Raw genomic sequence first — 25340 nt, 5'->3', positions numbered from 1 at the left:
TCAGCCCCGGCCCCCGCCCCCCTGCACGTCCCGCCACGTGCCCGGCAGCGCCTCCGCCACCTCGTGGGCCGTCAGCGGCGCCGCCCCGGCGGCGGGAGCGGGCCCCGCCCCGTGCGCCACATGAGCCCCGACCGCCCCCGACCCATCAGCCCCCGCCCCATCAGCCCCATCAGCCCCATACACCCCACGCGCCGCCGCCCGCCGCGCCGCCAGCCCGTGCAGGTACGCGCCCGCCGACGCCGCGTCACGCGCCGCCAGCCCGGCCGCCAGCAGCGAGCCCGTCAGCCCCGACAGCACGTCACCGCTGCCCGCCGTCGCCAGCCAGGGCGTACCGGTCGGGTTCACGCGCACCGGCACGCCGGGCGACGGGTCGGCGACCAGCGTGGTGGAGCCCTTCAGCAGCACCGTCGCCCCGTACCGCCCCGCCAGTTCCCGCACGGCCTCCAGCCGCCGGGCCTCCACCTCGTCGCGGGCGGTGCCCAGCAGGGCCGCGGCCTCGCCCGCGTGCGGGGTCAGCAGGGTCGGCGCCGGGCGCGCCCGCACCGCCGCCGGGTCCAGCAGCCGCAGCCCGTCCGCGTCGACGAGGACCGGCGCGTCGGACGCCAGCACGTCGTCCACGCCCGGTGTGTCCCCGAGGCCCGGCCCGATCACCCACGCCTGGACGCGCCCCGCCCCGCCGGGCGGACCGGGGTGGACCAGCGTCTCCGGGTACCGGGCCAGCACCGCGCCGCCCGCCGGCCCCACGTACCGCACCGCCCCGGCCCCGCCGCGCAGCGCGCCCGCGACGGCCAGCACGGCCGCGCCCGGATAGCGCGCCGACCCGGCGACGACGCCCACGACCCCGCGCCGGTACTTGTCGCTCTCCGCGCCGGGGACGGGCAGCAGCCGCGCCACGTCCGCGTGCTGGAGCGCCTCCAGTTCCGCGGCGGCCGGCAGCAGCCCGCCGAGGCCGATGTCGACCAGCCGCACCGCGCCCGCGTACGCGCGCGCCGGGTCCACCAGCAGCCCCGGCTTGTACGCGCCGAAGGTCACGGTCGCGTCGGCCCGGACGGCCTCGCCCTCCACGGCGCCGGTGTCGGCGTCCACCCCGCTCGGCAGGTCCACGGCCACCACGACGGCGCCGGACTCCCGCGCGGCCCGCACCACCGGCACGGCTTCCGGGCGCAGCCCGCCGCGCCCGCCGATCCCGGTGATGCCGTCCAGCACGAGGTCGGCGCGGGCCAGCGCGGCGTACGGGTCGGGGGCGAGTCGCCCCCCGGCCGCCAGCAGCGCGGCCAGCCCGGCCTCGTGGACCCGCCCGCCCAGGGCCACCGCCGACACGCCGGCGCCGCGCCGGGCGAGCCGCGCCCCGGCGTACAGGGCGTCACCGCCGTTGTCGCCGCTGCCGACGAGGAGGACGACCCGCGCCCCGTACACCCGCCCCAGCAGTCCGGCGCAGGCGGCGGCGAGACCGGCCGCCGCCCGCCGCATCAGGGCCCCCTCGGGGAGCCGGGCCATCAGCGCGGCCTCGGCCGCCCGTACGTCCTGGACGCGATACGCGGTACGCATGCGCTCAACCCTCCGCGATCACCACGGCGGACGCCACCCCCGCGTCATGACTGAGCGACACGTGCCAGTGCCGCACGCCCAGTTCGGCGGCGCGCGCGGCGACCGTGCCGCGCACCCGCAGCCGGGGCTGCCCGCTCGCCTCCACGTACACCTCGGCGTCCGTCCAGTGCAGCCCGCCGGGCGCGCCGAGGGCCTTGGCGACGGCCTCCTTCGCGGCGAACCGCGCGGCGAGCGAGGCGACGCCCCGCCGCTCCCCGCTCGGCAGGTACAGCTCCCGCTCGATGAACAGCCGTTCGGCCAGTTGCGGGGTGCGCTCCAGCGCCTCCGCGAAGCGGTCGATCTCGGCGACGTCGATCCCCACCCCGATGATCATTCGACGGTGACCGACTTCGCGAGGTTGCGCGGCTGGTCGACCTCGTTGCCGCGCGCGGTCGCCAGTTCGCAGGCGAAGACCTGCAGCGGCACGGTGGAGACGAGGGGCTGCAGGAGCGTCGGCGTGGCGGGCACGCGGACGAGGTGGTCGGCGTACGGCACGACGGCCTCGTCGCCCTCCTCCGCGATGACGATGGTGCGGGCCCCGCGCGCGCGGATCTCCTGGATGTTGGAGACGATCTTGCCGTGGAGGACGGACCGGCCGCGCGGCGAGGGCACCACGACGACGACCGGCAGGCCCTCCTCGATGAGGGCGATCGGGCCGTGCTTCAGCTCGCCGGCGGCGAAGCCCTCGGCGTGCATGTAGGCCAGTTCCTTCAGCTTCAGGGCGCCTTCGAGGGCGACCGGGTGGCCGACGTGCCGGCCGAGGAAGAGGACGGTGTCGTGGCCGGCGAGGGACCGGGCCAGCTCCCGTACCGGCTCCATGGTCTGAAGGACCCGCTCCACGTCCTCCGCGATCCGCGCGAGGTCGCGGACGACGGCGCGGATCTCGTCGCCCCACTGGGTGCCGCGCACCTGCCCCAGGTACAGGGCGACGAGGTAGCAGGCGACGAGCTGGGTGAGGAACGCCTTGGTGGACGCGACGGCGACCTCCGGCCCGGCGTGGGTGTAGAGCACGGCGTCGGACTCGCGGGGGATGGTGGAGCCGTTGGTGTTGCAGATGGCCAGCACGCGGGCGCCCTGCTCGCGGGCGTGCCGCACCGCCATGAGGGTGTCCATGGTCTCGCCGGACTGGGAGATGGCGACGACCAGGGTGCCCTGGTCGAGGATCGGGTCCCGGTAGCGGAACTCGCTGGCCAGCTCCACCTCGCAGGGGATGCGGGTCCAGTGCTCGATGGCGTACTTGGCGATGAGGCCCGCGTGGAAGGCGGTGCCGCACGCGACGATGACCACCTTGGTGGCCTCCCGCAGCACGGCGGCCGGGATGCGGACCTCGTCCAGCGTGAGGGAGCCCTCGGCGTCGATCCGGCCGAGCAGGGTGTCGGCGACGGCCTTCGGCTGCTCGGCGATCTCCTTGAGCATGAAGGAGGCGTAGCCGCCCTTCTCGGCGGCGGACGCGTCCCAGTCGACGTGGTACGAGCGCACCTCGGCGGGCGCCCCGTGGAAGTCGGTGACGACGGCCCCGTCCCGGCGCACCTCGACCACCTGGTCCTGGCCCAGCTCGATCGCGTCGCGGGTGTGCTCGATGAACGCGGCCACGTCGGAGGCGAGGAACGCCTCGCCCTCGCCGACGCCGACGACGAGCGGCGAGTTGCGCCGGGCGCCGACGACGACGTCCGGCTCGTCGGCGTGCAGCGCGACGAGGGTGAACGCCCCTTCGAGGCGGCGGCAGACCTGCCGCATCGCCTCGGCCAGGTCGGCGGTGGACGAGTGGGCCTCCGCGAGGAGGTGGGCGACGACCTCGGTGTCGGTCTCGGAGGACAGGTCGTGGCCGCGCTCGGCCAGCTCGGCCCGGAGGGCGGCGAAGTTCTCGATGATGCCGTTGTGGACGACGGCGACCCGCCCCGCGTTGTCCAGATGGGGGTGGGCGTTGGTGTCGCTGGGCCCGCCGTGGGTGGCCCACCGGGTGTGCCCGATCCCGGTCGACCCGCTGGGCAGGGGCCGGGCGGCCAGCTCCTTGTCGAGGTTGACGAGCTTGCCGGCCTTCTTGGCGGCGGCGAGCCCCCCGTCGGCGAGGACGGCGACCCCGGCCGAGTCGTAACCCCGGTACTCCAGCCGCCGCAGCCCCGCGACGACCACATCCAGCGCCGACTGCCCGCCGACGTATCCCACGATTCCGCACATGGCGGCAGCCTACGACCCCACCCCCACCGCACCCCCGCCAACCAGGCCCACCTGGCGCAACCGGGCGGGGTACGGCTGACTCACCCGCCGTCCCCGGCATCCGCCGGCTCCCCGACCAGGCCCCGCCCGGCGTCCAGCTCCGCGATGGACTCCAGCAGGGCGCGGGCGTTGGCGGGCGAGCGCAGCAGATAGGCGGTCTCCTCGCCGCTCTGGAAGCCGTCCCGGGCGTGCCGTCCGGCGTCGTCCTGCGGGTACACGGGGCACCCCGGCTCCGGACCGCCCGCACCCCGCCCCACCGGCGGCACGGCCCCGCCGCCCCGCACCGGCGGCGGTACGTCCCCGTTCCCCTCCCCGTCCCCGCCCGCGCCGATCGGCATGGCCCCGTCCTCTCCTCGCTCCGTTCCGGACCCGGGTACGGCACCGACTTTCGCGGCCCGGCCGCCGGGTCTCCGTCCCGTACCGGCAGGCCCGCGGCACCGGCCACCCACGTGACCGAGCACACCCCCCACGGCGCCGCCGGACGCACGACAATGGCTGGGTGATCACTTCGCCGCCACGAAGCAGCACACCCGGCAGCCCGCCCGGCAGCGAGCCCCGGCCGGGCCCCTCGACGGGCCCTCCCGCGGGCTCCCCACCGGACCCCGCACCCGCCCCCGACGCGGCACCCACCCCCGACCCGGCGCCCGCACCGGCGCCCGCACCGGCGTCCGGCCCCGCGCCCGCGTCCGGCTCCGGCCCCGCGTCCGGTGGGTCACGGCGGGCCGAGACGACGCCGTACGTCGATCTCACCCGGGACCAGTGGAGCGCCCTGCGGGACAAGACGCCGCTGCCGCTCACCGCCGACGAGGTCGAGCGGGTCCGCGGGCTCGGCGACGTCATCGACCTGGACGAGGTCCGCGACGTCTACCTGCCGCTCTCCCGGCTCCTCAACCTCTACGTGGGCGCCTCCGCCGACCTGCGCGGGGCGCTCAACACGTTCCTCGGCGAGAAGGGCGCCCAGCGCGGCACCCCGTTCGTCATCGGCGTCGCCGGTTCCGTCGCCGTCGGCAAGTCGACCGTCGCCCGCCTCCTCCAGGCGCTGCTCGCCCGCTGGCCGGAGCACCCGCGCGTCGAGCGGGTCACGACGGACGGGTTCCTGCTGCCCATGAAGGAGCTGCAGGCGCGCGGCCTGATGTCCCGCAAGGGCTTCCCCGAGTCGTACGACCGGCGGGCGCTCACCCGGTTCGTCGCCGACATCAAGGCCGGCAAGGACGAGGTCTCGGCGCCCGTCTACTCGCACCTGATCTACGACATCGTGCCCGGCGAGCGCCTCACGGTGCGCCGCCCGGACATCCTCATCGTCGAGGGCATCAACGTCCTCCAGCCGGCCCTGCCCGGCAAGGACGGCCGCACCCGCGTGGGCCTCGCCGACTACTTCGACTTCTCGGTGTACGTGGACGCCCGCCCCGAGGACATCGAGCGCTGGTACCTGAACCGCTTCCGCAAGCTGCGGGAGACCGCCTTCCAGGACCCGTCGTCGTACTTCCGCAAGTACACGCAGGTCAGCGAGGAGGAGGCGCTGGAGTACGCCCGCACGATGTGGCGGACGATCAACAAGGTGAACCTCCTGGAGAACGTCGCCCCCACCCGCGGCCGCGCCAACCTCGTCGTCCGCAAGGGCCCGGACCACAAGGTCCAGCGGCTCTCGCTGCGCAAGCTCTGACGCCGGGGCCCACCGCCCGGCCCCCCGCCGACCGGCGCCCCGTCGGCCGGCGCCCGAGCCGGAAGTACGCGAGCCGGAAGCCGGGCCCGCACACGAGAGCGCCCCGCCCGGTCCGGACAGGACCGTGCGGGGCGCTCTCACGGGCGGGGCACTCAGGCCCGGCGGGGCATCCGGCCCGGCGGGGGCCTTCAGCCCAGCGCGGCCTTCACCGCGTCGGCGAGCTGCCCGGCGACGGTCCGGGCCTGCTCGATGTCGGCGGCCTCCACCATCACCCGTACGAGCGGCTCCGTACCGGAGGGGCGGAGCAGCACGCGGCCGGTGGCGCCCAGCGCCCGCTCGGCGTCGGCGATGGCGACGCCCAGCTCCGCGGAGGTCTTCACCCGGCTCTTGTCGACGTCCTTGACGTTGATCAGGACCTGCGGCAGGCGCTCCATCACACCGGCCAGGTCGGCGAGGCGCCGCCCGGTCGCCGCGACCCGCGCGGCCAGCAGCAGCCCGGTCAGGGTGCCGTCGCCGGTGGTGGCGTGGTCCAGCACGATGACGTGCCCGGACTGCTCGCCGCCCAGCGCGTAGCCCCGCTCCTTCATCTCCTCCAGCACGTAGCGGTCGCCCACCGCGGTCTGGACGAGGCGCAGGCCCTCGCGCTCCATGGCGAGCGTGAAGCCCAGGTTCGACATGACGGTGGCGACAACGGTGTCACCACGCAGCGTGCCGGCCTCCCGCATGGCCAGGGCCAGGACGGCGAGGATCTGGTCGCCGTCGACCTCCGTGCCGGTGTGGTCCACGGCCAGGCAGCGGTCGGCGTCGCCGTCGTGGGCGATGCCCAGGTCGGCGCCGTGCTCGACGACGGCCGCCTTCAGCAGGTCGAGGTGGGTGGAGCCGCAGCCGTCGTTGATGTTGAGCCCGTCCGGGTCGGCGCCGATGGTGACGACCTCGGCCCCGGCCCGCCGGAACGCCTCGGGCGACACGTGGGAGGCCGCGCCGTGCGCCTCGTCCAGGACGACCTTCAGCCCGTCGAGGCGGTTGGGCAGGACGGAGAGGAGGTGGGCGACGTAGTCCTCGGCGCCCCGGCCGTAGTCGCGGACGCGGCCCACGCCGGCGCCGGTCGGCCGGTCCCACGGCTCACCGGTGCGGTGCTGCCGGTACACCGACTCGATGCGGTCCTCCAGCTCGTCGGCGAGCTTGTGGCCGCCGCGCGCGAAGAACTTGATGCCGTTGTCCGGCATGGCGTTGTGCGACGCCGAGAGCATGACGCCGAGGTCGGCGCCGAGCGACCCGGTCAGGTGGGCGACGGCCGGCGTCGGCAGGACACCCACCCGCAGCACGTCCACCCCGGCGCTGGCGAGGCCCGCCACGACGGCGGCCTCCAGGAACTCGCCCGAGGCGCGCGGGTCCCGGCCGACCACCGCGGTGGGCCGGTGGCCCTCGAAGGTGCCCGCCTCGGCGAGCACGTGGGCCGCCGCCACGGAGAGGCCGAGCGCGAGCTCCGCCGTCAGATCCGCGTTGGCGACACCGCGCACGCCGTCCGTGCCGAAGAGTCGTCCCACAACCGTCCTCCGAAAGACTTGCCGATAGAGCGATAGAGCGATGGACCAATGGACCAAGGGAAAACGTACGCCCCGGCGGCACGGGAGTGCCGCCGGGGCGTACGTACGAGCAGACCGAGCAGGCGCGGTGTTTAGCGCTTGCTGTACTGCGGGGCCTTGCGGGCCTTCTTCAGACCGGCCTTCTTCCGCTCGACCGCGCGGTCGTCGCGGCTCAGGAAGCCGGCCTTCTTGAGCGGGCCGCGGTTGTTGTCCACGTCCGCCTCGTTCAGGGCGCGGGCCACGCCGAGGCGCAGGGCGCCGGCCTGGCCGGAGACACCGCCACCCGCGATGCGGGCGACGACGTCGTAGCGGCCCTCGAGCTCGAGCACCTTGAAGGGCTCGTTGACTTCCTGCTGGTGCACCTTGTTCGGGAAGTAGTCCTCGAGGGTGCGACCGTTGATCTTCCACTTGCCGGTGCCCGGGACGATCCGGACGCGGGCGATGGCGTTCTTGCGGCGGCCCAGGCCGGCGGCCGGCTGCGGCTCGCCGAAGCGGGACGCCAGGGACTCCGAGGTGTACTCGCCCTCGACGGGGACCTCGGACTCGAAGGTGGTGACCTCGGCGTAGGTCTCCTCGCCCTCGATGGGGTTCTCAACAGTGGTCTCGGCCACGATGCTCCTCAGATTCTTTTCGTCTTAGGGGGTGGCCGGACTTACTGCGCGACCTGGGTGATCTCGAACGGAACCGGCTGCTGCGCAGCGTGCGGGTGGTTCTCGCCCGCGTAGACCTTCAGCTTCGAGAGCATCTGACGGCCGAGGGAGTTCTTCGGGAGCATGCCCTTCACGGCCTTCTCGACGGCCTTCTCCGGGTTGTTCGCCAGGAGGTCGTCGTAGCGGACGGAGCGCAGACCGCCCGGGTAGCCGGAGTGGCGGTACGCCATCTTCTGGGTCCGCTTGTTGCCGGAGAGGTGCACCTTGTCGGCGTTGATGATGATGACGAAGTCACCAGCGTCGACGTGCGGCGCGTAGATCGGCTTGTGCTTGCCCCGGAGGAGCGTGGCGGCGGTGGTGGCCAGGCGACCCAGGACGACGTCCTGGGCGTCGATGACGTGCCACTGGCGGGTGACATCGCCGGGCTTGGGGCTGTACGTACGCACGGTCGTAGCCTTCGCTTCTTCAGTGAGTGGGTCCTTGTCAAGGCCACCACGGACGATCACGACAGCCATGACCACACGTCGGTGACGCAAACCGAGTGCAGGTCGCTGGTCATCGGCCCGGTGGACCGGCGTAACGGCCTCTCACGTGAGATCGAGTGAGCCAGTACGCATAACAAACCAGAAGAATACGCGGCGTCCCCCACGCGGGTCAAAACGGGTCGGGGGATGTCGGCCGCCGGAGGGGCGCCGATCACGCCCGGCGGACCGCCGCCGGCGGGCGCGTCCGACGCCCGCCGCACCGCCCCTCACCGGGCCCTACCGACTGCGCTCCACGCGCCGCTCGTCCCACACCGGCTCCGCCGTCTCCCGTACGACGCCGTCCGCCCCGAAGACCAGGTACCGGTCGAAGGAGCGCGCGAACCAGCGGTCGTGCGTCACCGCCAGCACCGTGCCCTCGTACGCCTCCAGCCCGGCCTGGAGGGCTTCCGCCGACTCCAGGTCCAGGTTGTCCGTCGGCTCGTCCAGCAGCAGCGCCGTCGACCCCGACAGCTCCAGCAGCAGGATCTGGAAGCGCGCCTGCTGCCCGCCCGACAGCCGCCCGAAGACCTGGTCGCCCTGCTTCTCCAGCTCGTAGCGGCGCAGGGTGGACATGGCGCCGCCCCGGTCCTTGGCGTGCTCGGTCCACAGGATGTCGACCAGCGTGCGGCCCTCGAGCTCGGGGGGACCGCCGTCGGCGCGCAGCGCCGTCGATGAGGGGTGGCGGCCGGGCGACGGGAGGGCATGGGTCTGCGCGAAGTGGCCCGGCACGACCCGCGCGCCCAGCTTCCACGCCCCGGAGTGCGCCACCGTCGCGTCGCCCGCCAGCAGCCGCAGGAAGTGCGACTTGCCGGAGCCGTTCGACCCCAGCACGGCCACCCGCTCCCCGTAGAAGACCTCCAGGTCGAACGGCTTCATCAGCCCGGTCAGCTCCAGGCCCCGGCACTCCACCGCCCGCACCCCGGTCCGGCCGCCCCGCAGCCTCATCCGGATGTCCTGCTCGCGCGGCGGCTCGGGCGGCGGCCCGGCCTCCTCGAACTTCCGCAGCCGAGTCTGCGCCGCCTGGTAGCGGGAGGCCAGCCCGTCGTTGAAGGCGGCCTTGTTCTTCAGCGTGTTGACGAGCTGCTTGAGCTGCGCGTGCTTCTCCTCCCAGCGCCGCTGCAGCTCCTCGAAGCGGGCGAACCGCTCCCGCCGCGCGTCGTGGAAGGTCGCGAAGCCGCCGCCGTGCACCCACACGTCCGCCCCGGCCGGGCCGGGCTCGACGGCCACGATCTTCTGCGCGGCCCGCGCCAGCAGCTCCCGGTCGTGGGAGACGAAGAGCACCGTCTTGCGGGTCTCGCCGAGCCGCTCCTCCAGCCACCGCTTGCCCGGTACGTCGAGGTAGTTGTCCGGCTCGTCGAGCAGCAGCACCTCCTCGGGGCCGCGCAGCAGCGCCTCCAGCACCAGCCGCTTCTGCTCGCCGCCGCTGAGCGTGCGCACCTCGCGGAACTGGGCGCGCTCGTACGGGACGCCCAGCGCCGCCGTGGTGCAGATGTCCCAGAGGGTCTCGGCCTCGTAGCCGCGCGCCTCCGCCCAGTCGCTGAGCGCCTGCGCGTACCGCATCTGCGCGGCCTCGTCGTCCACGGTCATGATCAGGTGCTCGGCCTCGTCGACCGCGGCGGCGGCCTCCCGGATGCGCCGGGGCGCCACCGAGACCAGCAGGTCGCGGACGGTGCGCTCGTCCCGTACGGACCCCACGAACTGCGGCATCACACCGAGCCCGCCGCTCACCGCGACCGTGCCGCCGTGCGGCTGCGCCTCACCGGAGATCAGCCTCAGCAGCGTCGTCTTGCCCGCGCCGTTCGGACCGACGAGGGCGACGACGGCCCCCTCGCCGACCCGGAACGACACGTCGCCGAGGAGCGCCCGCCCGTCCGGCAGGTAGTACTCGAGGTGCGCGACCTCCACATGTCCCATGGGCGCATTGTGGCCGCCGACCGGCGCCGGACCCAACCGGTTTAGGATGCGCGGCATGAGCTATGGGGGACAGCGGGGGCCGCAGGACCAGCCGGACGACGGCCGGGGAGCGTACGGGGAGGGGCACCGGGGGGACGGCGCACCGCAGGGCCAGGGCGGGCCCGGCTACGGCTACCCCCACCCCCAGGACGGACCGGCCTACGGATACCCGCACCACCAGAGCCACGGCCCGGCCCACGACCAGAGCCGGCCCGGCTACGGCTACCCGCACGGCCAGGGCGAGCCCGGCTACGGCTACCCGCACGCCCAGGGCGACCCCCGGAGCCAGGGCCATGACCGGCCGGCCTACGGCTACCCCCACCCGCACGCCCAGCAGCCCCCCGCCGGCCAGGCGCCCGCGTTCGGCCAGGGTCCCGCCTTCGGCCAGGCGCCCGCGTTCGGCGGCCAGGACGACGCCACCCCGGACTGGAGCGCGCTCGCCGAGGAGTCGGAGGCCCGGCAGCGCCGCAGGCGCTGGCTCCTCGCGGGCGGCGGCGTCCTCGCCACCGCGGCCATCGCCACCGTCGTCGCCGTCGCGGTCGTCTCCACCGACAAGGGCTCCCCCGGCCCCACCGGCGCGGCGAGCGGCTCGGCCTCGCTGCCCGGCGGCGCCGAGCTGCCGACCGACGCCGCGGGCCCGCAGCCCTCGTTCTCCTCCGTGGCCCCGCCGCCCCCGCCGGACCCGATGGACTTCATCTCCTCGGCCGCCAAGGACAAGGCGCCGCTCAGCGCGCAGGACCTGTTCCCCGGCAAGAAGCTCACCTTCGGCGACCGCGTCTACACCAAGGGCGCCACCGGCTCCACCACGCAGTGCGCCTCCGTCGGCAAGGGCGGCCTCGGCGCCGTCCTGGAGCAGCACGGCTGCACCCGGGTCATCCGCGCCACGTACACCCGCGACGGCGTCGCCGTCACCGTCGGCGTCGCCCTCTTCGCCGACCAGGCCGCGGCGCTGAAGGCGAAGGAGGGTGCCCGCGGCGGGATCGTCCCGCTCGCCGGCGACGGCGTCGGCGACTTCTGCCGCGCCACGGTCTGCCTGCGCCGCTCCAACGCGCTCGGCCGCTACGCCTACTTCACGCAGGCCGGCTTCACCAGCGGCAAGAAGGTCACCCAGTCCGACACGGCCGTCTTCAGGACCAGCGACGACCTGGCGGCCTTCACCGTCAGCCAGATCCACGCCCGCGGCCGGGCCCAGGCGTCAGCAGCAGCCACCGCGCCCGCCGGCGGGCAGTGAGCGCTTGTTGCGGGCCTCCCGGTTGCGGGCGGCCAGCAGCTCGTCCGCCGGGTAGCCGACCTCCTCCAGGGTGAGCCCGTGGGGCCGCACGACGTGGACGGCCGAGTCGCGCACCCCGGCGGCCAGCACCTTCCCCGGCCACTCCACCGGCCGGTGCCCGTCGCCGACGAACAGCATCGCGCCGACCAGCGAGCGCACCATGTTGTGGCAGAACGCGTCGGCCCGGACGGTCGCCTCCAGCACCCCGCTCGGCAGCCGCTCCCAGCGCAGCTCCTGGAGGGTGCGGATGGTCGTCGCCCCGTCGCGCTTCTTGCAGTACGCGGCGAAGTCGTGCTCGCCCAGCAGCCGCTCGGCGGCGGCGTTCATGGCGTCCAGGTCGAGCGGCCAGTCGTGCCACAGGACGTGCCCGCGCAGCAGCGGGTCGACGCCGCCCGGATCGTCGGTGACCCGGTACGCGTAGCGGCGCCAGATCGCGGAGAACCGCGCGTTGAACCCGGCCGGCGCCTCCGCAACGCGCCAGATCCGCACGTCGTGCGCGAGCCGCCCGGCGAGCCGCCGGAGCAGCTTGTCCCGGTGCTCGGCCCACACGTCCTGCGGCAGGTCGACGTGGGCGACCTGCCCGCGCGCGTGCACCCCGGCGTCGGTCCGCCCGGCGACGGTCAGCTCGTACGTGCGCGGGGACCGCGTGACGGTCCGCAGCGCGTCCTCGATCTCGCCCTGCACGGTGCGCTGCCCGCCGGCCTGCTTGGCCCAGCCGTGGAAGTCCCTGCCGTCGTACGACAGGTCCAGCCGCACCCGTACGAAGCCGGGCTCCACCTCATCGCTCACGCGACCGATCCTCTCCAAGTGCTGCGTACGCGAGACGGGCCCGCCCCCGAGGGGTACGGGCCCGTCCGTGGCCGTCGCGGTGGCGCCGGCCCACACCCCCGCCTGGGCGGGGGCGGGAGGCTCACGCCTCCTTCTTCTCCTCGGCCGGAGCCTCGGCGGTGTCCTCGGCGGGGGCCTCGGACGCGGCGGCCTCGTCGGCCTCCTTCACCGCGCGCTTGGTCGCGGCCTCGGCCTCGGCGACGGTCGCCTTCTTGGCGATCTCACCCTCGACCAGCTCGATGACCGCCATCGGGGCGTTGTCGCCACGACGGTTGCCGATCTTGGTGATGCGGGTGTAGCCACCCGGACGCTCGGCGTAGCGCGGGGCGATCTCGGTGAAGAGCGTGTGGACGATGCCCTTGTCCGTGATCGTCTGCAGCACCAGGCGACGGTTGTGGATGTCGCCCTTCTTCGCCTTGGTGATCAGGCGCTCGGCGACCGGACGCAGGCGGCGGGCCTTGGCCTCGGTCGTGGTGATGCGGCCGTGCTCGAACAGCGACTTCGCGAGGTTCGCGAGAAGCAGCTTCTCGTGCGCGGCGCTGCCGCCCAGACGGGCACCCTTGGCGGGCTTCGGCATGGTGTTTCTCCTTGTGATCTGCCCCGGCCGTGTCAGGTACCGGGGTCAGGGCCCCGCAGGCGGACGCCTGCGGGCAGTTGTCACCCGAGCCGTGCGGCTCAGTACTGCTCGGTCTCGACGAAGCCGGCGTCCGCGTCGTCGTCGGCGCCGAAGGCGTCGGCGGCGGCGGTCGGGTCGAATCCGGGCGGGCTGTCCTTGAGGGCCAGGCCCATGCCGGCCAGCTTCGCCTTGACCTCGTCGATCGACTTCGCACCGAAGTTGCGGATGTCGAGGAGGTCCGCCTCGGAGCGGGCGACGAGCTCACCCACGGAGTGGATGCCCTCGCGCTTGAGGCAGTTGTAGGAGCGGACCGTGAGCTCCAGCTCCTCGATCGGCAGCGCCAGGTCGGCGGCGAGGGCGGCGTCCGTGGGGGACGGGCCCATGTCGATGCCCTCGGCGTCGATGTTCAGCTCGCGGGCGAGACCGAACAGCTCGACCAGGGTCTTGCCGGCGGACGCCATGGCGTCGCGCGGGCGCATGGCCTGCTTGGTCTCGACGTCGACGATGAGCTTGTCGAAGTCGGTGCGCTGCTCGACTCGGGTCGCCTCGACCTTGTAGGTGACCTTGAGGACGGGCGAGTAGATGGAGTCGACCGGGATGCGGCCGATCTCCTGGCCGGCCTGCTTGTTCTGCACGGCGGAGACGTAGCCGCGACCGCGCTCGACGGTCAGCTCCATCTCCAGCTTGCCCTTGCCGTTGAGCGTGGCGAGGACCAGGTCGGGGTTGTGCACCTCGACACCGGCCGGCGGGGCGATGTCGGCGGCGGTCACGAGGCCCGGGCCCTGCTTGCGCAGGTACATCACGACGGGCTCGTCGTGCTCGCTGGACACGACCAGCTGCTTGATGTTGAGGATGAGGTCGGTGACGTCCTCCTTGACACCCGGCACGGTGGTGAACTCGTGCAGGACGCCGTCGATGCGGATGGACGTGACGGCCGCACCCGGGATCGAGGAGAGGAGCGTGCGGCGGAGGCTGTTGCCGAGCGTGTAGCCGAAGCCCGGCTCCAGCGGCTCGATGACGAACCGCGAGCGGTACTCGTCGACGACCTCTTCGGTCAGCGAGGGACGCTGAGCGATCAGCATGGTGGTTTTCCTTCAGTCGTGGACGCCCGCTATTTGACGTCCTCGGTTAGTGCAAGGGTACGGGCGGCACGCCCCTGGGGGCCTGCCGCCCGTCACTCACATCGACCGCAGATGCGTCAGCACCTGAGGTCAGACGCGCCTCCGCTTGGGCGGGCGGCAGCCGTTGTGCGGGGTCGGCGTGACGTCCTGGATGGAGCCGACCTCGAGGCCGGTCGCCTGCAGGGAGCGGATCGCGGTCTCACGACCGGAGCCCGGGCCCTTGACGAAGACGTCGACCTTGCGCATGCCGTGCTCCTGCGCGCGGCGGGCGGCCGACTCGGCGGCCATCTGCGCGGCGAACGGGGTCGACTTGCGCGAGCCCTTGAAGCCGACGTGGCCGGCGGAGGCCCAGGAGATCACGTTGCCGGTCGGGTCCGTGATGGACACGATCGTGTTGTTGAACGTGCTCTTGATGTGCGCGTGGCCGTGAGCGACGTTCTTCTTTTCCTTGCGGCGCACCTTCTTGGCAGCGCCCTGACGTCCCTTGGGGGGCATCTCTTAACTCCTACGGGAGGTGGTCGGTCCTACAGCGAAGACCGTGGACAGATCGTCCGCTGCGGACTACTTCTTGCCCGGCTTCTTCTTGCCGGCGATCGCGCGACGCGGGCCCTTGCGGGTACGGGCGTTCGTGCTGGTGCGCTGGCCGCGGACCGGCAGGCCACGGCGGTGGCGCAGACCCTGGTACGTGCCGATCTCGACCTTGCGGCGGATGTCGGCCTGGATCTCGCGACGGAGGTCACCCTCGGTCTTGATGTTGTTGTCCACGTACTCGCGGATCTTGACCAGGTCCTCCTCGGACAGGTCACGAACGCGGGTGTTCGGGTTCACACCGGTGGCGGCGAGGGTCTCCTGCGCCAGGGTGCGGCCGATGCCGAAGACGTAGGTGAGTGCGACCTCCACGCGCTTGTCGCGCGGGATGTCGACACCGGAAACGCGTGCCATTCACTGGCTCCTGTGTGATCGGGGGTCTTCCGCAGTGCCGTCTCCCGGCCGCCGTACGAGGTACGGACCAGGTCCCCGGCCCCCGCCGGAGGTGTCGCCAGCCGGAACGGCCCGGCGGGCACTGCGTATGTACGGGTTACTTGCGTCGCGCGTGAGCTGCGAGGTGCAGGTAGGTGTAGGTCGGCGTGCTTCAGCCCTGGCGCTGCTTGTGGCGCAGGTTGTCGCAGATGACCATGACCCGGCCGTGGCGGCGGATCACCTTGCACTTGTCGCAGATCTTCTTGACGCTCGGCTTGACCTTCATGGGATGTGAGGTTCTCCGGGTCAGTGCCAGCACCCCGCGGACGGGGCGCGGACAAGATCTACTTGTAGCGGTAGACGATCCGGCCACGCGTCAGGTCGTAGGGAGAGAGCTCCACGACGACCCGGTCATCCGGGAGGATACGGATGTAGTGCATCCGCATCTTGCCGCTGATGTGCGCGAGGACCTTGTGACCGTTCTGGAGCTCCACCTTGAACATGGCGTTCGGCAGGGACTCGATCACGGTGCCCTCAATCTCGATGGCACCTTGCTTCTTGGCCACGCTTCGCCCTTCGAATCGGCTACCTTGATCGACTTTCGCTGCCGCGTGCGGGCACGCTGGTACACGAGAGCCGACGCATCAGTCTACGCGAGGGGTCGAGAAAAGACGAATCCTCCAGCCTGCCCACTCCCCGAGATCACTAAGCCGGCGGGGTGCGGGCGGGGCCGGGGGCCGTCGGGGCGGCCCTGGCCCGAGGGCGCCGCGGAAGGTGCCGGGGCGACCACCGGAGAGGCCGCCGGGCCGCCGCCGGAAGGGGCGCGCGGGGTCGCCGCCGGGTCCGGGGCCGAGCCCCCTCCCGGCGCCGGCGGCCGGTACCGGTGGGCGGTGCCGGGCCGGGGGCCGGTACCGGGCCGAGCGCCGTTGCCGGGCCGGGGGCGTCCGGCGGGGCGAGGGCGGGGGCGTCCCGCAGACGCGCCCGCGGAGGCCCCGACCCGCCCGTGCCGGCTCGGCGGGGGCACCCCGGCGGGACACGCGCGGCGAGTCCGGCACAGCGCGGGGCACCCTGGCGGGACGGGCACGTCCGGATGGCACCCGGCGGGACAGGCATCCGGGGGTGACCCCGGCGGGACCGGCACAGCGGGGGCACCCCGGCGGGACGGACACGTCCGGATGGCACCCCGGCGGGACAGACGCATCCGGGGGTGACCCCGGCGGGACCGGCACAGCGGGGGCACCCCGGCGGGACGGACACGTCCGGATGGCACCCCGGCGGGACAGACGCATCCGGGGGTGACCCCGGCGGGACCGGCACAGCGGGGGCACCCCGGCGGGACGGACGCATCCGGGGGTGACCCCGGCGGGACCGGCACAGCGGGGGCACCCCGGCGGGACGGACACGTCCGGATGGCACCCCGGCGGGACAGACGCATCCGGGGGTGACCCCGGCGGGACCGGCACAGCGGGGCCACCCCGGCGGGACACCACGGCGGGACGGGCACGGCCGAGGGCACCCCGGCGGGGCCCCGGCGGGTCAGGTGCGGCGGGCGGTCAGCCCAGCGGGTCCGGGGCCGCGGTGACGCCCAGCTCCGCGAGCCGGGCCTTGCCTCCGTCGGGCGCGGTCAGCACGAGCGGGCCGTCCTCCGTCAGGGCGACGGAGTGCTCCCAGTGGGAGGACCAGGTGCCGTCCGTCGTGATGACGGTCCACTCGTCCTCCAGGACCTCCGTGCGCGGCGTGCCGAGGGAGACCATGGGCTCGATCGCCAGGCAGAAGCCGGGCACCAGCTTGGGGCCCTTGCCGCGCTTGCGGGCCACGTAGTTCAGCAGGTGCGGCTCCATGTGCATCTCGCTGCCGATGCCGTGGCCGCCGTAGTCCTCGATGATCCCGTACTTGCCGCCGCCGGGCTTGGGCTGGCGGCGGATGTACGTCTCGATGGCGCGGGAGATGTCCACGAGCCGGTTGCCGTTCTTCATGGCGGCGATCCCGGCCCACATGGACGCCTCGGTCACCCGCGACAGCTCCAGCAGCTCGGGCGCGTGCCCGGAGCCGACGAACGCGGTGTACGCGGCGTCGCCGTGCCAGCCGTCGACGATGGCGCCCGCGTCGATGGAGATGATGTCGCCGTCCTTGAGGACGACCTCGTCGCTGGGGATGCCGTGGACGACGACCTCGTTGACCGAGGTGCAGATCGTGGCGGGGAAGCCGCCGTACCCGAGGAAGTTCGACTTCGCGCCGTGCTCGGCGAGGACCTTGCGGGCCGCCTCGTCCAGGTCCCTGGTGGTGGCGCCGGGCACGGCCGCCTCGCGCGTCGCCGCGTGGATGGCCGCGACGACCAGCCCCGCCTCGCGCATCTTCGCGATCTGCTCCGGGGTCTTGATCTGCACCATGACGGCAAACGCCTCTCTCGGACTACTCGACGGTGGATGACGGTGGGTGGGCGGGCCCCCGTACCACGATACGGGCGGGCCCGTGCAACGGCTTCGGCCGCGGCGCCCGGGACCGGGCGCCGCGGCCGAAGCGCGGGACGTACGTGGGGCCGTGCGGCAGGTCGGGCAGGGACCTACGCGGCGTTCTCGCCGCGGAGCGCGGCCATGGCCCGCTCGGTCACCTCGTCGACCTTGCCGAGCGCGGAGATCGTGACCACGAGGCCCTGGGCCCGGTAGTGGTCGATGATCGGCTCGGTCTGCGTGTGGTAGACCTCCAGCCGCGTGCGGACGGTCTCCTCGGAGTCGTCGTCGCGCTGGTACAGCTCGCCGCCGCAGACGTCGCAGACGCCTTCCTGCTTCGGCGCGGAGTACGTCACGTGGAAGACGTGCGCGCTGTCGTTGCGGCAGATGCGGCGGCCGGCGATCCGCTTGACGACCTCGTCCTCCGGGACCTCCAGGTCCAGGACGGCGTCCAGCTTCATGTCGGCCGACTGCAGCATCGCGTCCAGCGCCTTGGCCTGGGCGACGTTGCGCGGGAAGCCGTCCAGCAGGAAGCCGTGCTCGGCGTCCGGCTGCTCCATGCGGTCCTTGGCCATCCCGATCGTGACCTCGTCGGGCACCAGGTTGCCGGCGTCCATGTACGCCTTGGCCTGCTTGCCCAGCTCCGTGCCCTGACTGATGTTGGCCCGGAACAGGTCGCCCGTGGAGATGTGCGGAACCGACAGATTCCCGGCGAGGAACGCGGCCTGCGTTCCCTTGCCCGCACCAGGCGGTCCGACGAGGACGATTCGCATCAGCGGAGGAACCCTTCGTAGTTGCGCTGCTGGAGCTGGCTCTCGATCTGCTTCACGGTCTCCAGCCCCACACCCACGATGATCAGGATGCTCGTCCCGCCGAACGGGAAGTTGGCGTTCGCACCGCCGAAGCCCGCCAACGCCATCGTCGGCACAAGAGCGATCAGGCCCAGATACAGCGAGCCGGGCCAAGTGATCCGGTTGAGCACGTAGCTCAGGTATTCAGCAGTAGGTCGACCGGCCCGGATACCCGGGATGAAGCCACCATACTTCTTCATGTTGTCGGCCACTTCCTCGGGGTTGAAGGAGATGGCGACGTAGAAGAAGGCGAAGAACACGATCAGGAAGAAGTAGATCACCGTGTGGATGGGCTTGCCGTCCACCAAATGCTGCTGAATCCACGCAGACCACCCCGACGTGCTGGTGCCCGCGAACTGGACGATCAGAATCGGGATGTAGAGCAGCGACGAGGCGAAGATGACAGGAATCACACCCGCCTGGTTCACCTTGAGCGGGATGTACGTCGACGTGCCGCCGTACGACCGGCGGCCGATCATGCGCTTCGCGTACTGGACCGGAATGCGGCGCTGGGCCTGCTCGACGAAGACCACCAGGGCGACCATCACGAAGCCGATCAGGATGACCGTGCCGAACTCGATCCAGCCCTTGGCGAGCTTGCCGCTCTCCTTGATGGCCCACAGCGAGCCGGGGAAGCCGGCGGCGATCGAGATGAACATCAGGATCGACATGCCGTTGCCGACGCCGCGGTCGGTGATCAGCTCGCCGAGCCACATGACGAGGGCCGTGCCGGCGGTCATGGTGATCACCATGACGATGATGGTGAAGATCGACTGGTCGGGGACGATCTGGTTGGCGACGCTGCATCCGGAGAACAGCGCACCGCTCTTGGCGGTGGCGACCAGACCGGTGCCCTGGAGGATGGCCAGGGCGACGGTCAGGTAGCGCGTGTACTGCGTGATCTTCGCCTGCCCGGACTGGCCCTCCTTCTTCAGGGCCTCGAGGCGCGGGATGACCACGGTCAGCAGCTGAAGGATGATGCTCGCCGTGATGTACGGCATGATGCCGAGCGCGAAGATCGTGATCTGCAGCAGGGCACCACCGCTGAACATGTCCATCAGCCCGAGCAGGTTGTTGTTGCCCTGCTTGGCCTGGTTGACACATTGCTGGACGTTCCCGTAGTCCACACCGGGCACGGGGATGTGCGCACCGAGCCGGTAGAGCACGATGATGCCGAACGTGAAGAGCAGCTTCTTACGCAGGTCGGGCGTCTTGAACGCCCGGGCGAACGCGGTGAGCACGGTGCCTCCTGCGACCCCCGAGCTAGCGCGTCAGAGGCGACGGGTTTGAAGAAACATCGGTTACTTGGCAAGGCGGCACTGTGCTGGCACAGTGCCGCCCGAAGATTAATGGCGCCACCCTACCCGGCCATGCGGCACACGGGAAACATGTGCGGCGCCCCACGGCCCGAACCCGAAGGCCCGGGCGCCGGGCCCCACCCCCACATTCACCCCCAGGCGGGACCCCGCCCGGCCTGCGGCGGGGCCCCCGCGGGGCCGAGTGGTCCACCCCGCGCCGGGCCGCCGCCAGTGGCCTGGACCAGCGGCTCAGGGGGGTACGGGGGCCGAGCGGGCCGCGTATGGTACGGCACCCGCCCACCCCGCCCCGCAGCGGCCCGGCGGGTACGCGGGGCCGAGACGGGCCGAGGGCGGGGGCGGAGGTCCGGCGGCAAGGGAAAGGCCCGGTAAGGCGCCTCGCGGCGTCCTACCGGGCCTTTGCCGGGGCTCAGACGAGCTCGGTGACCGAGCCGCCCGCAGCGGTGATCTTCTCCTTGGCGGAGCCGGAGACGGCGTCGACCGTCACCTGCAGCGCCACGGAGACCTCGCCCTGACCCAGCACCTTGACGAGCTGGTTCTTGCGAACCGCGCCCTTGGCGACCAGGTCGGCGACCGTCACCTCGCCACCCTCGGGGTAGAGGGAGGCGAGCTTGTCCAGGTTCACGACCTGGTACTCGGTCTTGAACGGGTTCTTGAAGCCCTTCAGCTTCGGGAGGCGCATGTGCAGCGGCATCTGGCCGCCCTCGAAGCGCTCCGGAACCTGGTAGCGGGCCTTCGTGCCCTTGGTACCACGACCGGCCGTCTTACCCTTCGACGCCTCACCACGACCGACACGGGTCTTGGCGGTCTTGGCGCCCGGGGCGGGACGGAGGTTGTGGATCTTGAGCGGGTTGTTCTCCGCCATGATCAGTCGACCTCCTCGACCGTCACGAGGTGGCGGACGGTGTGCACCATGCCGCGGAACTCGGGGCGGTCCTCCTTGACGACCTGCGTGTTGATGCCCTTGAGGCCAAGGGAGCGCAGGGTGTCGCGGTGGTTCTGCTTGCTGCCGATGTACGACTTCGTCTGCGTGATCTTGAGGCGAGCCATTACGCACCCGCCCCCGCACGCGCACGCAGCAGGGCCGCGGGGGCGACGTCCTCGAGCGGCAGACCGCGGCGGGCCGCGATCTCCTCGGGACGCTGCAGGCCCTTGAGGGCCGCCACGGTCGCGTGCACGATGTTGATCGCGTTGTCGGAGCCGAGCGACTTCGACAGGATGTCGTGCACGCCGGCGCACTCGAGCACGGCGCGCACCGGGCCACCGGCGATCACACCGGTACCGGGGGAAGCCGGCTTGAGCAGGACGACGCCCGCGGCCTTCTCGCCCTGGATCGGGTGCGGGATGGTGCCCTGGATACGGGGGACCTTGAAGAAGTGCTTCTTGGCCTCCTCAACGCCCTTGGCGATGGCGGCCGGCACCTCCTTGGCCTTGCCGTAACCGACGCCCACGGTGCCGTCACCGTCGCCCACCACGACCAGCGCGGTGAAGCTGAAGCGACGACCACCCTTCACAACCTTGGCGACGCGGTTGATCGCGACGACGCGCTCAACGTACGCGGTCTTCTCGGCGGCAGCAGCGCCGCCGTCACGGCCCTTCCGGTCCCGCCGCTCGCCGCCACCGGCACCGCTTCCGCGGCGCTGGGGTCCAGCCATTGGAATTACCTCTCTCTGTTTCCGCTAGCTACGGAACCGGCTCAGAACTTCAGGCCGGCTTCGCGGGCGGCGTCCGCCAGGGCGGCGATGCGCCCCGCGTACCTGTTGCCGCCACGGTCGAACACGACAGCCTCGACACCGGCGGCCTTGGCGCGCTCGGCGACGAGCTTGCCGACCTGCTGGGCCTTGGCCGACTTGTCGCCCTCGCCGCCGCGGATGGACGCGTCCAGGGTCGACGCCGACGCCACGGTGTGACCCGCGATGTCGTCGATGACCTGGGCGGTGATCCCACGGTTGGACCGGGTGACGACCAGGCGCGGACGCTCAGCGGTACCCGAGACCTTCTTCCGGATGCGGATGTGGCGACGCTTCAGAGCAGCGCCCTTGTAGGCCTTGCCCTTGGCAATCTTCACGCCGTATGCCATGGCTTACTTACCAGCCTTTCCGACCTTGCGGCGGATGACCTCGCCCGCGTACTTCACGCCCTTGGCCTTGTACGGGTCGGGCTTGCGCAGCTTGCGGATGTTCGCGGCGACCTCGCCGACCTTCTGCTTGTCGATGCCCTCGACCGAGAACTTGGTCGGCGACTCGACCTTGAACGAGATGCCCTCGGGCGCCTCGACGAGGATCGGGTGGCTGTAGCCGAGCTGGAACTCCAGGTTGGAGCCCTTCGCGGCGACGCGGTAACCGACACCGCTGATCTCGAGCGCCTTGGTGTACCCCTGGGTCACACCGGTGATCATGTTGGCCACCAGCGTGCGGGACAGGCCGTGCAGGGCCTTGTTCTGACGCTCGTCGTTCGGGCGGGTGACGTTCAGGACGCCGTCCTCACCCTTGACGATCTCGATCGGCGCGGCGACGGTGTGGGTCAGGGTGCCCTTGGGGCCCTTCACCTCGACCGTACGGCCATCGATGGTGACGTCCACGCCGGCGGGAACCGTGATGGGGAGCTTGCCGATACGCGACATTGGCTTTTCCTCCGTTCCCGACTACCAGACGTAGGCGAGGACTTCCCCACCCACGCCCTTCTTCTGAGCCTGCTGGCCGGTCAGGAGACCGTGGGACGTGGAGATGATCGCCACGCCCAGGCCGCCGAGGACCTTCGGCAGGTTGGTGGACTTCGCGTAGACCCGGAGACCGGGCTTCGAGATCCGCTTGATGCCCGCGATGGAGCGCTCGCGGTTCGGGCCGAACTTGAGCTCGAGGACGAGGTTCTTGCCGACCTCGGCGTCCTCGACCTTCCAGCCCGTGATGAAGCCCTCCTGCTTGAGGATCTCCGCGATGTGAGACTTGATCTTGCTGTGCGGCATCGTCACGGTGTCGTGGTACGCCGAGTTCGCGTTCCGCAGACGCGTAAGCATGTCTGCGATCGGATCAGTCATGGTCATGAATTGGCCTTCGGCCTCTCTCGCCGGGGTTTCCTGTATGCGCCATCCCTCTCCCCGCTCATGGGCGGGACGGGTGCGGTGCGGGGACCTACGGCGTAGTAAGCGTTATCTAGCGGGCTCGGCCCGCGGGCGTCCGGGCGGCAGGCGCCCAACCCCACAAGCCTACGGCATGTGAGGAGGGGCCCCTGCCGACCGGTCTGCTTACCGAGAGCCTGGCATCAACCCAACGGGTCGATTACCAGGAGCTCTTGGTCACGCCCGGCAGCTCGCCGCGGTGAGCCATCTCACGGAGGCACACGCGGCACAGGCCGAACTTGCGGTAGACGGAGTGGGGCCGGCCGCAGCGCTGGCAGCGGGTGTACGCGCGCACACCGAACTTCGGCTTGCGGGCGGCCTTAGCGATCAGAGCCTTCTTCGCCACGGTCAGTTCTCCTTGAACGGGAAGCCGAGGTGACGGAGGAGGGCACGACCCTCGTCGTCGTTGGTCGCCGTGGTGACCACGGTGATGTCCATGCCCCGGACCCGGTCGATCTTGTCCTGGTCGATCTCGTGGAACATGACCTGCTCCGTGAGACCGAAGGTGTAGTTGCCACGGCCGTCGAACTGCTTGGGGGACAGGCCGCGGAAGTCGCGGATGCGCGGGAGCGCGAGCGACAGGGTGCGGTCCAGGAACTCCCACATGCGGTCGCCACGGAGCGTGACGTGGGCACCGATCGGCTGACCCTCGCGCAGCTTGAACTGCGCGATGGACTTGCGGGCCTTGGTGACGGCCGGCTTCTGACCGGTGATCGTGGTGAGGTCGCGGATGGCGCCCTCGATCAGCTTGGAGTCGCGGGCGGCGTCGCCCACACCCATGTTGACCACGATCTTGACGAGGCCCGGAACCTGCATGACGTTCTCGTAGCTGAACTCGTCACGCAGCTTGCCGACGATCTCCTCGCGGTACTTCGTCTTGAGACGCGGGGTCGTGGTGGTAGCCATCAGATGTCCTCACCCGTCCGCTTGGCAACGCGGATCTTGTTGCCGTTCTCGTCGAAGCGGTAACCGACGCGGGTCACGACCTTGTTGCCGTCCTTCTCCACGACGAGCTGAACGTTGCTCACGTGGATGGGGGCTTCGACCGTGACGATGCCGCCGGCCTGCGAGGCGCGGCCCGGCTGGTTCGCCTTGGTGTGCTTCTTGACCCGGTTGACACCCTCGACCAGGACGCGGTCCTCACGGGGGAAGGCCGCGATGACCTTGCCCTGCTTGCCCTTGTCCTTGCCGGTGATGACCTGGACCAGGTCACCCTTCTTGATCTTCATGCTTACAGCACCTCCGGCGCGAGCGAGATGATCTTCATGAACTTCTTCTCGCGCAGCTCACGGCCGACCGGGCCGAAGATACGGGTGCCGCGAGGGTCGCCGTCGTTCTTCAGAATGACGGCGGCGTTCTCGTCGAAGCGGATGTACGAGCCGTCCTGGCGGCGGCGCTCCTTGACGGTGCGAACGATGACCGCCTTGACGACGTCACCCTTCTTCACGTTGCCACCGGGGATCGCGTCCTTGACGGTGGCGACGATGACGTCACCGATGCCCGCGTAGCGGCGACCGGAGCCACCGAGCACACGGATGCAAAGGATCTCCTTCGCACCAGTGTTGTCGGCGACACGCAGTCGCGACTCCTGCTGGATCACGTCTATCTCCTGATTGTCTGCCGGTTCCCGGCGCCCGTGGGCGAACCCACGGGGCGCCGAGCCTGGCGGAACGAACCTGAAGGGTTACCCCTTCAAGTGCTTACTTGGCCTTCTCGAGGATCTCGACGACGCGCCAGCGCTTCGTCGCGGACAGCGGCCGGGTCTCCATGAGGAGGACGCGGTCGCCGACACCCGCGGCGTTCTGCTCGTCGTGCGCCTTGAGCTTGTTCGTACGGCGGATGACCTTGCCGTACAGGGCGTGCTTGACGCGGTCCTCGACGGCGACGACGACGGTCTTGTCCATCTTGTCGCTGACGACGTAACCCTCGCGGGTCTTGCGGAAGCCGCGCGCTTCAGTCTTCTCAGTCACGTTGTTCTCGCTCATCAGGCGCTCTCCACCGTCTCGATGCCGAGCTCACGCTCACGCATGAGGGTGTAGATCCGGGCGATGTCCTTGCGGACGGCCTTCAGCCGGCCGTGGTTCTCGAGCTGCCCGGTCGCCGCCTGGAAGCGGAGGTTGAACAGCTCTTCCTTGGCCTCGCGGAGCTTGCCGACAAGCTCCTCGTTGCTCAGCTCGCGCAGCTCGGACGCCTTGGTACCGGCCGACATCACGCCTCACCTGCCTCGCGCCGAACGATCCGGCACTTCATCGGAAGCTTGTGAGCAGCGCGGGTAAGCGCCTCACGCGCAATCTTCTCGTTCGGGTAGGACAGCTCGAACATCACCCGACCGGGCTTGACGTTCGCGACCCACCACTCCGGGGAACCCTTACCGGAACCCATGCGGGTCTCGGCGGGCTTCTTGGTCAGCGGGCGGTCCGGGTAGATGTTGATCCAGACCTTGCCGCCACGCTTGATGTGGCGGGTCATCGCGATACGAGCCGCCTCGATCTGGCGGTTGGTCACGTACGCCGGAGTCAGGGCCTGGATGCCGTACTCGCCGAACGCAACCTGCGTACCACCCTTGGACATACCGCTGCGCTTCGGGTGGTGCTGCTTGCGGTGCTTGACCCTACGGGGGATCAGCATTT

At 71.5% G+C, this 25340-nt stretch carries 33 protein-coding genes; 2 read left to right on the top strand and 31 right to left on the bottom strand.

The features are described 5' to 3' along the window. The 4 genes from CP974_RS18420 to CP974_RS18405 all read right to left on the bottom strand — a co-directional run bounded on the left by CP974_RS18420 (position 1) and on the right by CP974_RS18405 (position 4142). Complete coding sequence (locus CP974_RS18420) at positions 1-1548, bottom strand: bifunctional ADP-dependent NAD(P)H-hydrate dehydratase/NAD(P)H-hydrate epimerase (RefSeq protein WP_037937093.1); 1548 nt, start codon at positions 1546-1548, stop codon at positions 1-3. 4 nt (positions 1549-1552) lie between these two features. Next, a complete protein-coding gene (locus CP974_RS18415) occupies positions 1553-1921 on the bottom strand; it encodes a holo-ACP synthase (RefSeq protein WP_031129687.1) in 369 nt (122 codons plus the stop codon). After that, positions 1918-3765, bottom strand: coding sequence for a glutamine--fructose-6-phosphate transaminase (isomerizing) (gene glmS / locus CP974_RS18410; protein WP_031129688.1), 1848 nt, complete (start codon positions 3763-3765; stop codon positions 1918-1920). Before glmS ends, CP974_RS18415 begins: the two co-directional genes overlap by 4 nt. An 80-nt stretch (positions 3766-3845) precedes the next feature. Continuing rightward, entirely contained in the window at positions 3846-4142 is a 297-nt protein-coding gene (locus tag CP974_RS18405; RefSeq protein WP_031129689.1) for a type II toxin-antitoxin system Phd/YefM family antitoxin, read from the bottom strand. Positions 4143-4303: 161 nt separating this feature from the next. Between CP974_RS18405 and coaA the strand changes: the two genes are divergently transcribed. Continuing rightward, a complete protein-coding gene (coaA, locus tag CP974_RS18395) occupies positions 4304-5467 on the top strand; it encodes a type I pantothenate kinase (RefSeq protein ID WP_223844640.1) in 1164 nt (387 codons plus the stop codon). A 188-nt stretch (positions 5468-5655) separates the two neighbouring features. On the opposite strand, the gene glmM is transcribed toward coaA, so the two are convergent. The 4 genes from glmM to CP974_RS18375 form a co-directional block, all read right to left on the bottom strand. Continuing rightward, entirely contained in the window at positions 5656-7014 is a 1359-nt protein-coding gene (gene glmM, locus CP974_RS18390) for a phosphoglucosamine mutase (RefSeq protein ID WP_031129691.1), read from the bottom strand. A 131-nt stretch (positions 7015-7145) separates the two neighbouring features. Further along, positions 7146-7664, bottom strand: coding sequence for a 30S ribosomal protein S9 (gene rpsI / locus CP974_RS18385; RefSeq protein WP_031129692.1), 519 nt, complete (start codon positions 7662-7664; stop codon positions 7146-7148). Positions 7665-7705: 41 nt separating this feature from the next. Further along, a complete protein-coding gene (rplM, locus tag CP974_RS18380) occupies positions 7706-8149 on the bottom strand; it encodes a 50S ribosomal protein L13 (RefSeq protein ID WP_023587008.1) in 444 nt (147 codons plus the stop codon). Positions 8150-8464: 315 nt separating this feature from the next. Then, entirely contained in the window at positions 8465-10141 is a 1677-nt protein-coding gene (locus tag CP974_RS18375) for an ABC-F family ATP-binding cassette domain-containing protein (RefSeq protein WP_031129693.1), read from the bottom strand. Between the two features lie 55 nt (positions 10142-10196). Here CP974_RS18375 and CP974_RS18370 point away from each other — a divergent pair, with 55 nt between their 5' ends. After that, a complete protein-coding gene (locus CP974_RS18370) occupies positions 10197-11411 on the top strand; it encodes a chromosomal replication initiator protein DnaA (RefSeq protein ID WP_308425554.1) in 1215 nt (404 codons plus the stop codon). Here the strand turns inward: CP974_RS18370 and truA are convergent. From truA to rplP, 23 genes are all read right to left on the bottom strand, one after another. After that, a complete protein-coding gene (truA, locus tag CP974_RS18365; protein ID WP_031129695.1) occupies positions 11376-12239 on the bottom strand; it encodes a tRNA pseudouridine(38-40) synthase TruA in 864 nt (287 codons plus the stop codon). The genes CP974_RS18370 and truA overlap by 36 nt on opposite strands. Before the next feature lie 121 nt (positions 12240-12360). Beyond that, positions 12361-12855 (bottom strand): 50S ribosomal protein L17, encoded by a 495-nt coding sequence (gene rplQ, locus CP974_RS18360; RefSeq protein ID WP_031129696.1) that lies wholly within the window; start codon positions 12853-12855, stop codon positions 12361-12363. Between the two features lie 98 nt (positions 12856-12953). Beyond that, on the bottom strand, positions 12954-13976 hold the full coding sequence (locus CP974_RS18355; protein WP_023587013.1) for a DNA-directed RNA polymerase subunit alpha: 1023 nt from the start codon (positions 13974-13976) through the stop codon (positions 12954-12956). Positions 13977-14105: 129 nt separating this feature from the next. Beyond that, positions 14106-14510, bottom strand: a complete 405-nt coding sequence (gene rpsK, locus CP974_RS18350; RefSeq protein ID WP_003948617.1) for a 30S ribosomal protein S11 — start codon at positions 14508-14510, stop codon at positions 14106-14108. A gap of 66 nt (positions 14511-14576) precedes the next feature. Further along, positions 14577-14957 carry a 30S ribosomal protein S13 gene (gene rpsM / locus CP974_RS18345; protein ID WP_031129697.1) on the bottom strand — a complete coding sequence of 127 codons (381 nt, stop codon included), beginning with the start codon at positions 14955-14957 and terminating at the stop codon, positions 14577-14579. 190 nt (positions 14958-15147) lie between these two features. After that, positions 15148-15261, bottom strand: coding sequence for a 50S ribosomal protein L36 (gene rpmJ / locus CP974_RS18340; RefSeq protein ID WP_003956441.1), 114 nt, complete (start codon positions 15259-15261; stop codon positions 15148-15150). Between the two features lie 58 nt (positions 15262-15319). Beyond that, the gene (infA, locus tag CP974_RS18335) at positions 15320-15541 is read right to left on the bottom strand and encodes a translation initiation factor IF-1 (protein WP_003956442.1); all 222 of its coding nucleotides are present in this window, start codon (positions 15539-15541) and stop codon (positions 15320-15322) included. 987 nt (positions 15542-16528) lie between these two features. Further along, positions 16529-17365 (bottom strand): type I methionyl aminopeptidase, encoded by an 837-nt coding sequence (gene map / locus CP974_RS18325; RefSeq protein ID WP_031129698.1) that lies wholly within the window; start codon positions 17363-17365, stop codon positions 16529-16531. 173 nt (positions 17366-17538) lie between these two features. Further along, positions 17539-18198 carry an adenylate kinase gene (locus tag CP974_RS18320; protein ID WP_031129699.1) on the bottom strand — a complete coding sequence of 220 codons (660 nt, stop codon included), beginning with the start codon at positions 18196-18198 and terminating at the stop codon, positions 17539-17541. After that, complete coding sequence (secY, locus tag CP974_RS18315; protein ID WP_031129700.1) at positions 18198-19517, bottom strand: preprotein translocase subunit SecY; 1320 nt, start codon at positions 19515-19517, stop codon at positions 18198-18200. Before secY ends, CP974_RS18320 begins: the two co-directional genes overlap by 1 nt. Positions 19518-20001: 484 nt before the next feature. Further along, positions 20002-20457, bottom strand: a complete 456-nt coding sequence (gene rplO / locus CP974_RS18310; RefSeq protein ID WP_031129702.1) for a 50S ribosomal protein L15 — start codon at positions 20455-20457, stop codon at positions 20002-20004. Between the two features lie 2 nt (positions 20458-20459). Beyond that, positions 20460-20642, bottom strand: a complete 183-nt coding sequence (gene rpmD, locus CP974_RS18305) for a 50S ribosomal protein L30 (protein ID WP_010473936.1) — start codon at positions 20640-20642, stop codon at positions 20460-20462. Beyond that, on the bottom strand, positions 20642-21247 hold the full coding sequence (gene rpsE, locus CP974_RS18300; RefSeq protein ID WP_005313527.1) for a 30S ribosomal protein S5: 606 nt from the start codon (positions 21245-21247) through the stop codon (positions 20642-20644). Before rpsE ends, rpmD begins: the two co-directional genes overlap by 1 nt. Positions 21248-21288: 41 nt before the next feature. After that, the gene (gene rplR / locus CP974_RS18295; RefSeq protein WP_010473938.1) at positions 21289-21672 is read right to left on the bottom strand and encodes a 50S ribosomal protein L18; all 384 of its coding nucleotides are present in this window, start codon (positions 21670-21672) and stop codon (positions 21289-21291) included. Between the two features lie 3 nt (positions 21673-21675). Beyond that, positions 21676-22215: a 50S ribosomal protein L6 gene (gene rplF / locus CP974_RS18290; RefSeq protein ID WP_010473939.1), complete on the bottom strand. Its 540-nt coding sequence runs from the start codon at positions 22213-22215 to the stop codon at positions 21676-21678. A gap of 21 nt (positions 22216-22236) precedes the next feature. Beyond that, positions 22237-22635 (bottom strand): 30S ribosomal protein S8, encoded by a 399-nt coding sequence (gene rpsH / locus CP974_RS18285; RefSeq protein ID WP_010473942.1) that lies wholly within the window; start codon positions 22633-22635, stop codon positions 22237-22239. Between the two features lie 235 nt (positions 22636-22870). Further along, entirely contained in the window at positions 22871-23056 is a 186-nt protein-coding gene (locus CP974_RS18275) for a type Z 30S ribosomal protein S14 (protein WP_003956452.1), read from the bottom strand. Between the two features lie 2 nt (positions 23057-23058). Continuing rightward, positions 23059-23616 carry a 50S ribosomal protein L5 gene (gene rplE, locus CP974_RS18270; RefSeq protein WP_031129704.1) on the bottom strand — a complete coding sequence of 186 codons (558 nt, stop codon included), beginning with the start codon at positions 23614-23616 and terminating at the stop codon, positions 23059-23061. After that, positions 23616-23939, bottom strand: a complete 324-nt coding sequence (rplX, locus tag CP974_RS18265; RefSeq protein WP_010473945.1) for a 50S ribosomal protein L24 — start codon at positions 23937-23939, stop codon at positions 23616-23618. Before rplX ends, rplE begins: the two co-directional genes overlap by 1 nt. Positions 23940-23941: 2 nt before the next feature. Beyond that, positions 23942-24310 (bottom strand): 50S ribosomal protein L14, encoded by a 369-nt coding sequence (rplN, locus tag CP974_RS18260; protein ID WP_003956455.1) that lies wholly within the window; start codon positions 24308-24310, stop codon positions 23942-23944. A gap of 100 nt (positions 24311-24410) precedes the next feature. Then, positions 24411-24695: a 30S ribosomal protein S17 gene (rpsQ, locus tag CP974_RS18255; protein ID WP_031129706.1), complete on the bottom strand. Its 285-nt coding sequence runs from the start codon at positions 24693-24695 to the stop codon at positions 24411-24413. Beyond that, a complete protein-coding gene (rpmC, locus tag CP974_RS18250; protein WP_010473947.1) occupies positions 24695-24919 on the bottom strand; it encodes a 50S ribosomal protein L29 in 225 nt (74 codons plus the stop codon). The genes rpsQ and rpmC overlap by 1 nt, the downstream gene beginning before the upstream one ends. Beyond that, positions 24919-25338, bottom strand: coding sequence for a 50S ribosomal protein L16 (gene rplP, locus CP974_RS18245; protein ID WP_017949658.1), 420 nt, complete (start codon positions 25336-25338; stop codon positions 24919-24921). The genes rpmC and rplP overlap by 1 nt, the downstream gene beginning before the upstream one ends. Between the last annotated feature and the right edge of the window lie 2 nt (positions 25339-25340).

This window comes from Streptomyces fradiae ATCC 10745 = DSM 40063, assembly GCF_008704425.1.
GTDB lineage: Bacteria > Actinomycetota > Actinomycetes > Streptomycetales > Streptomycetaceae > Streptomyces > Streptomyces fradiae.
The sequence above is the reverse complement of the archived record's forward strand: the minus strand, read 5'-3'. Positions and strand labels throughout refer to the sequence as shown.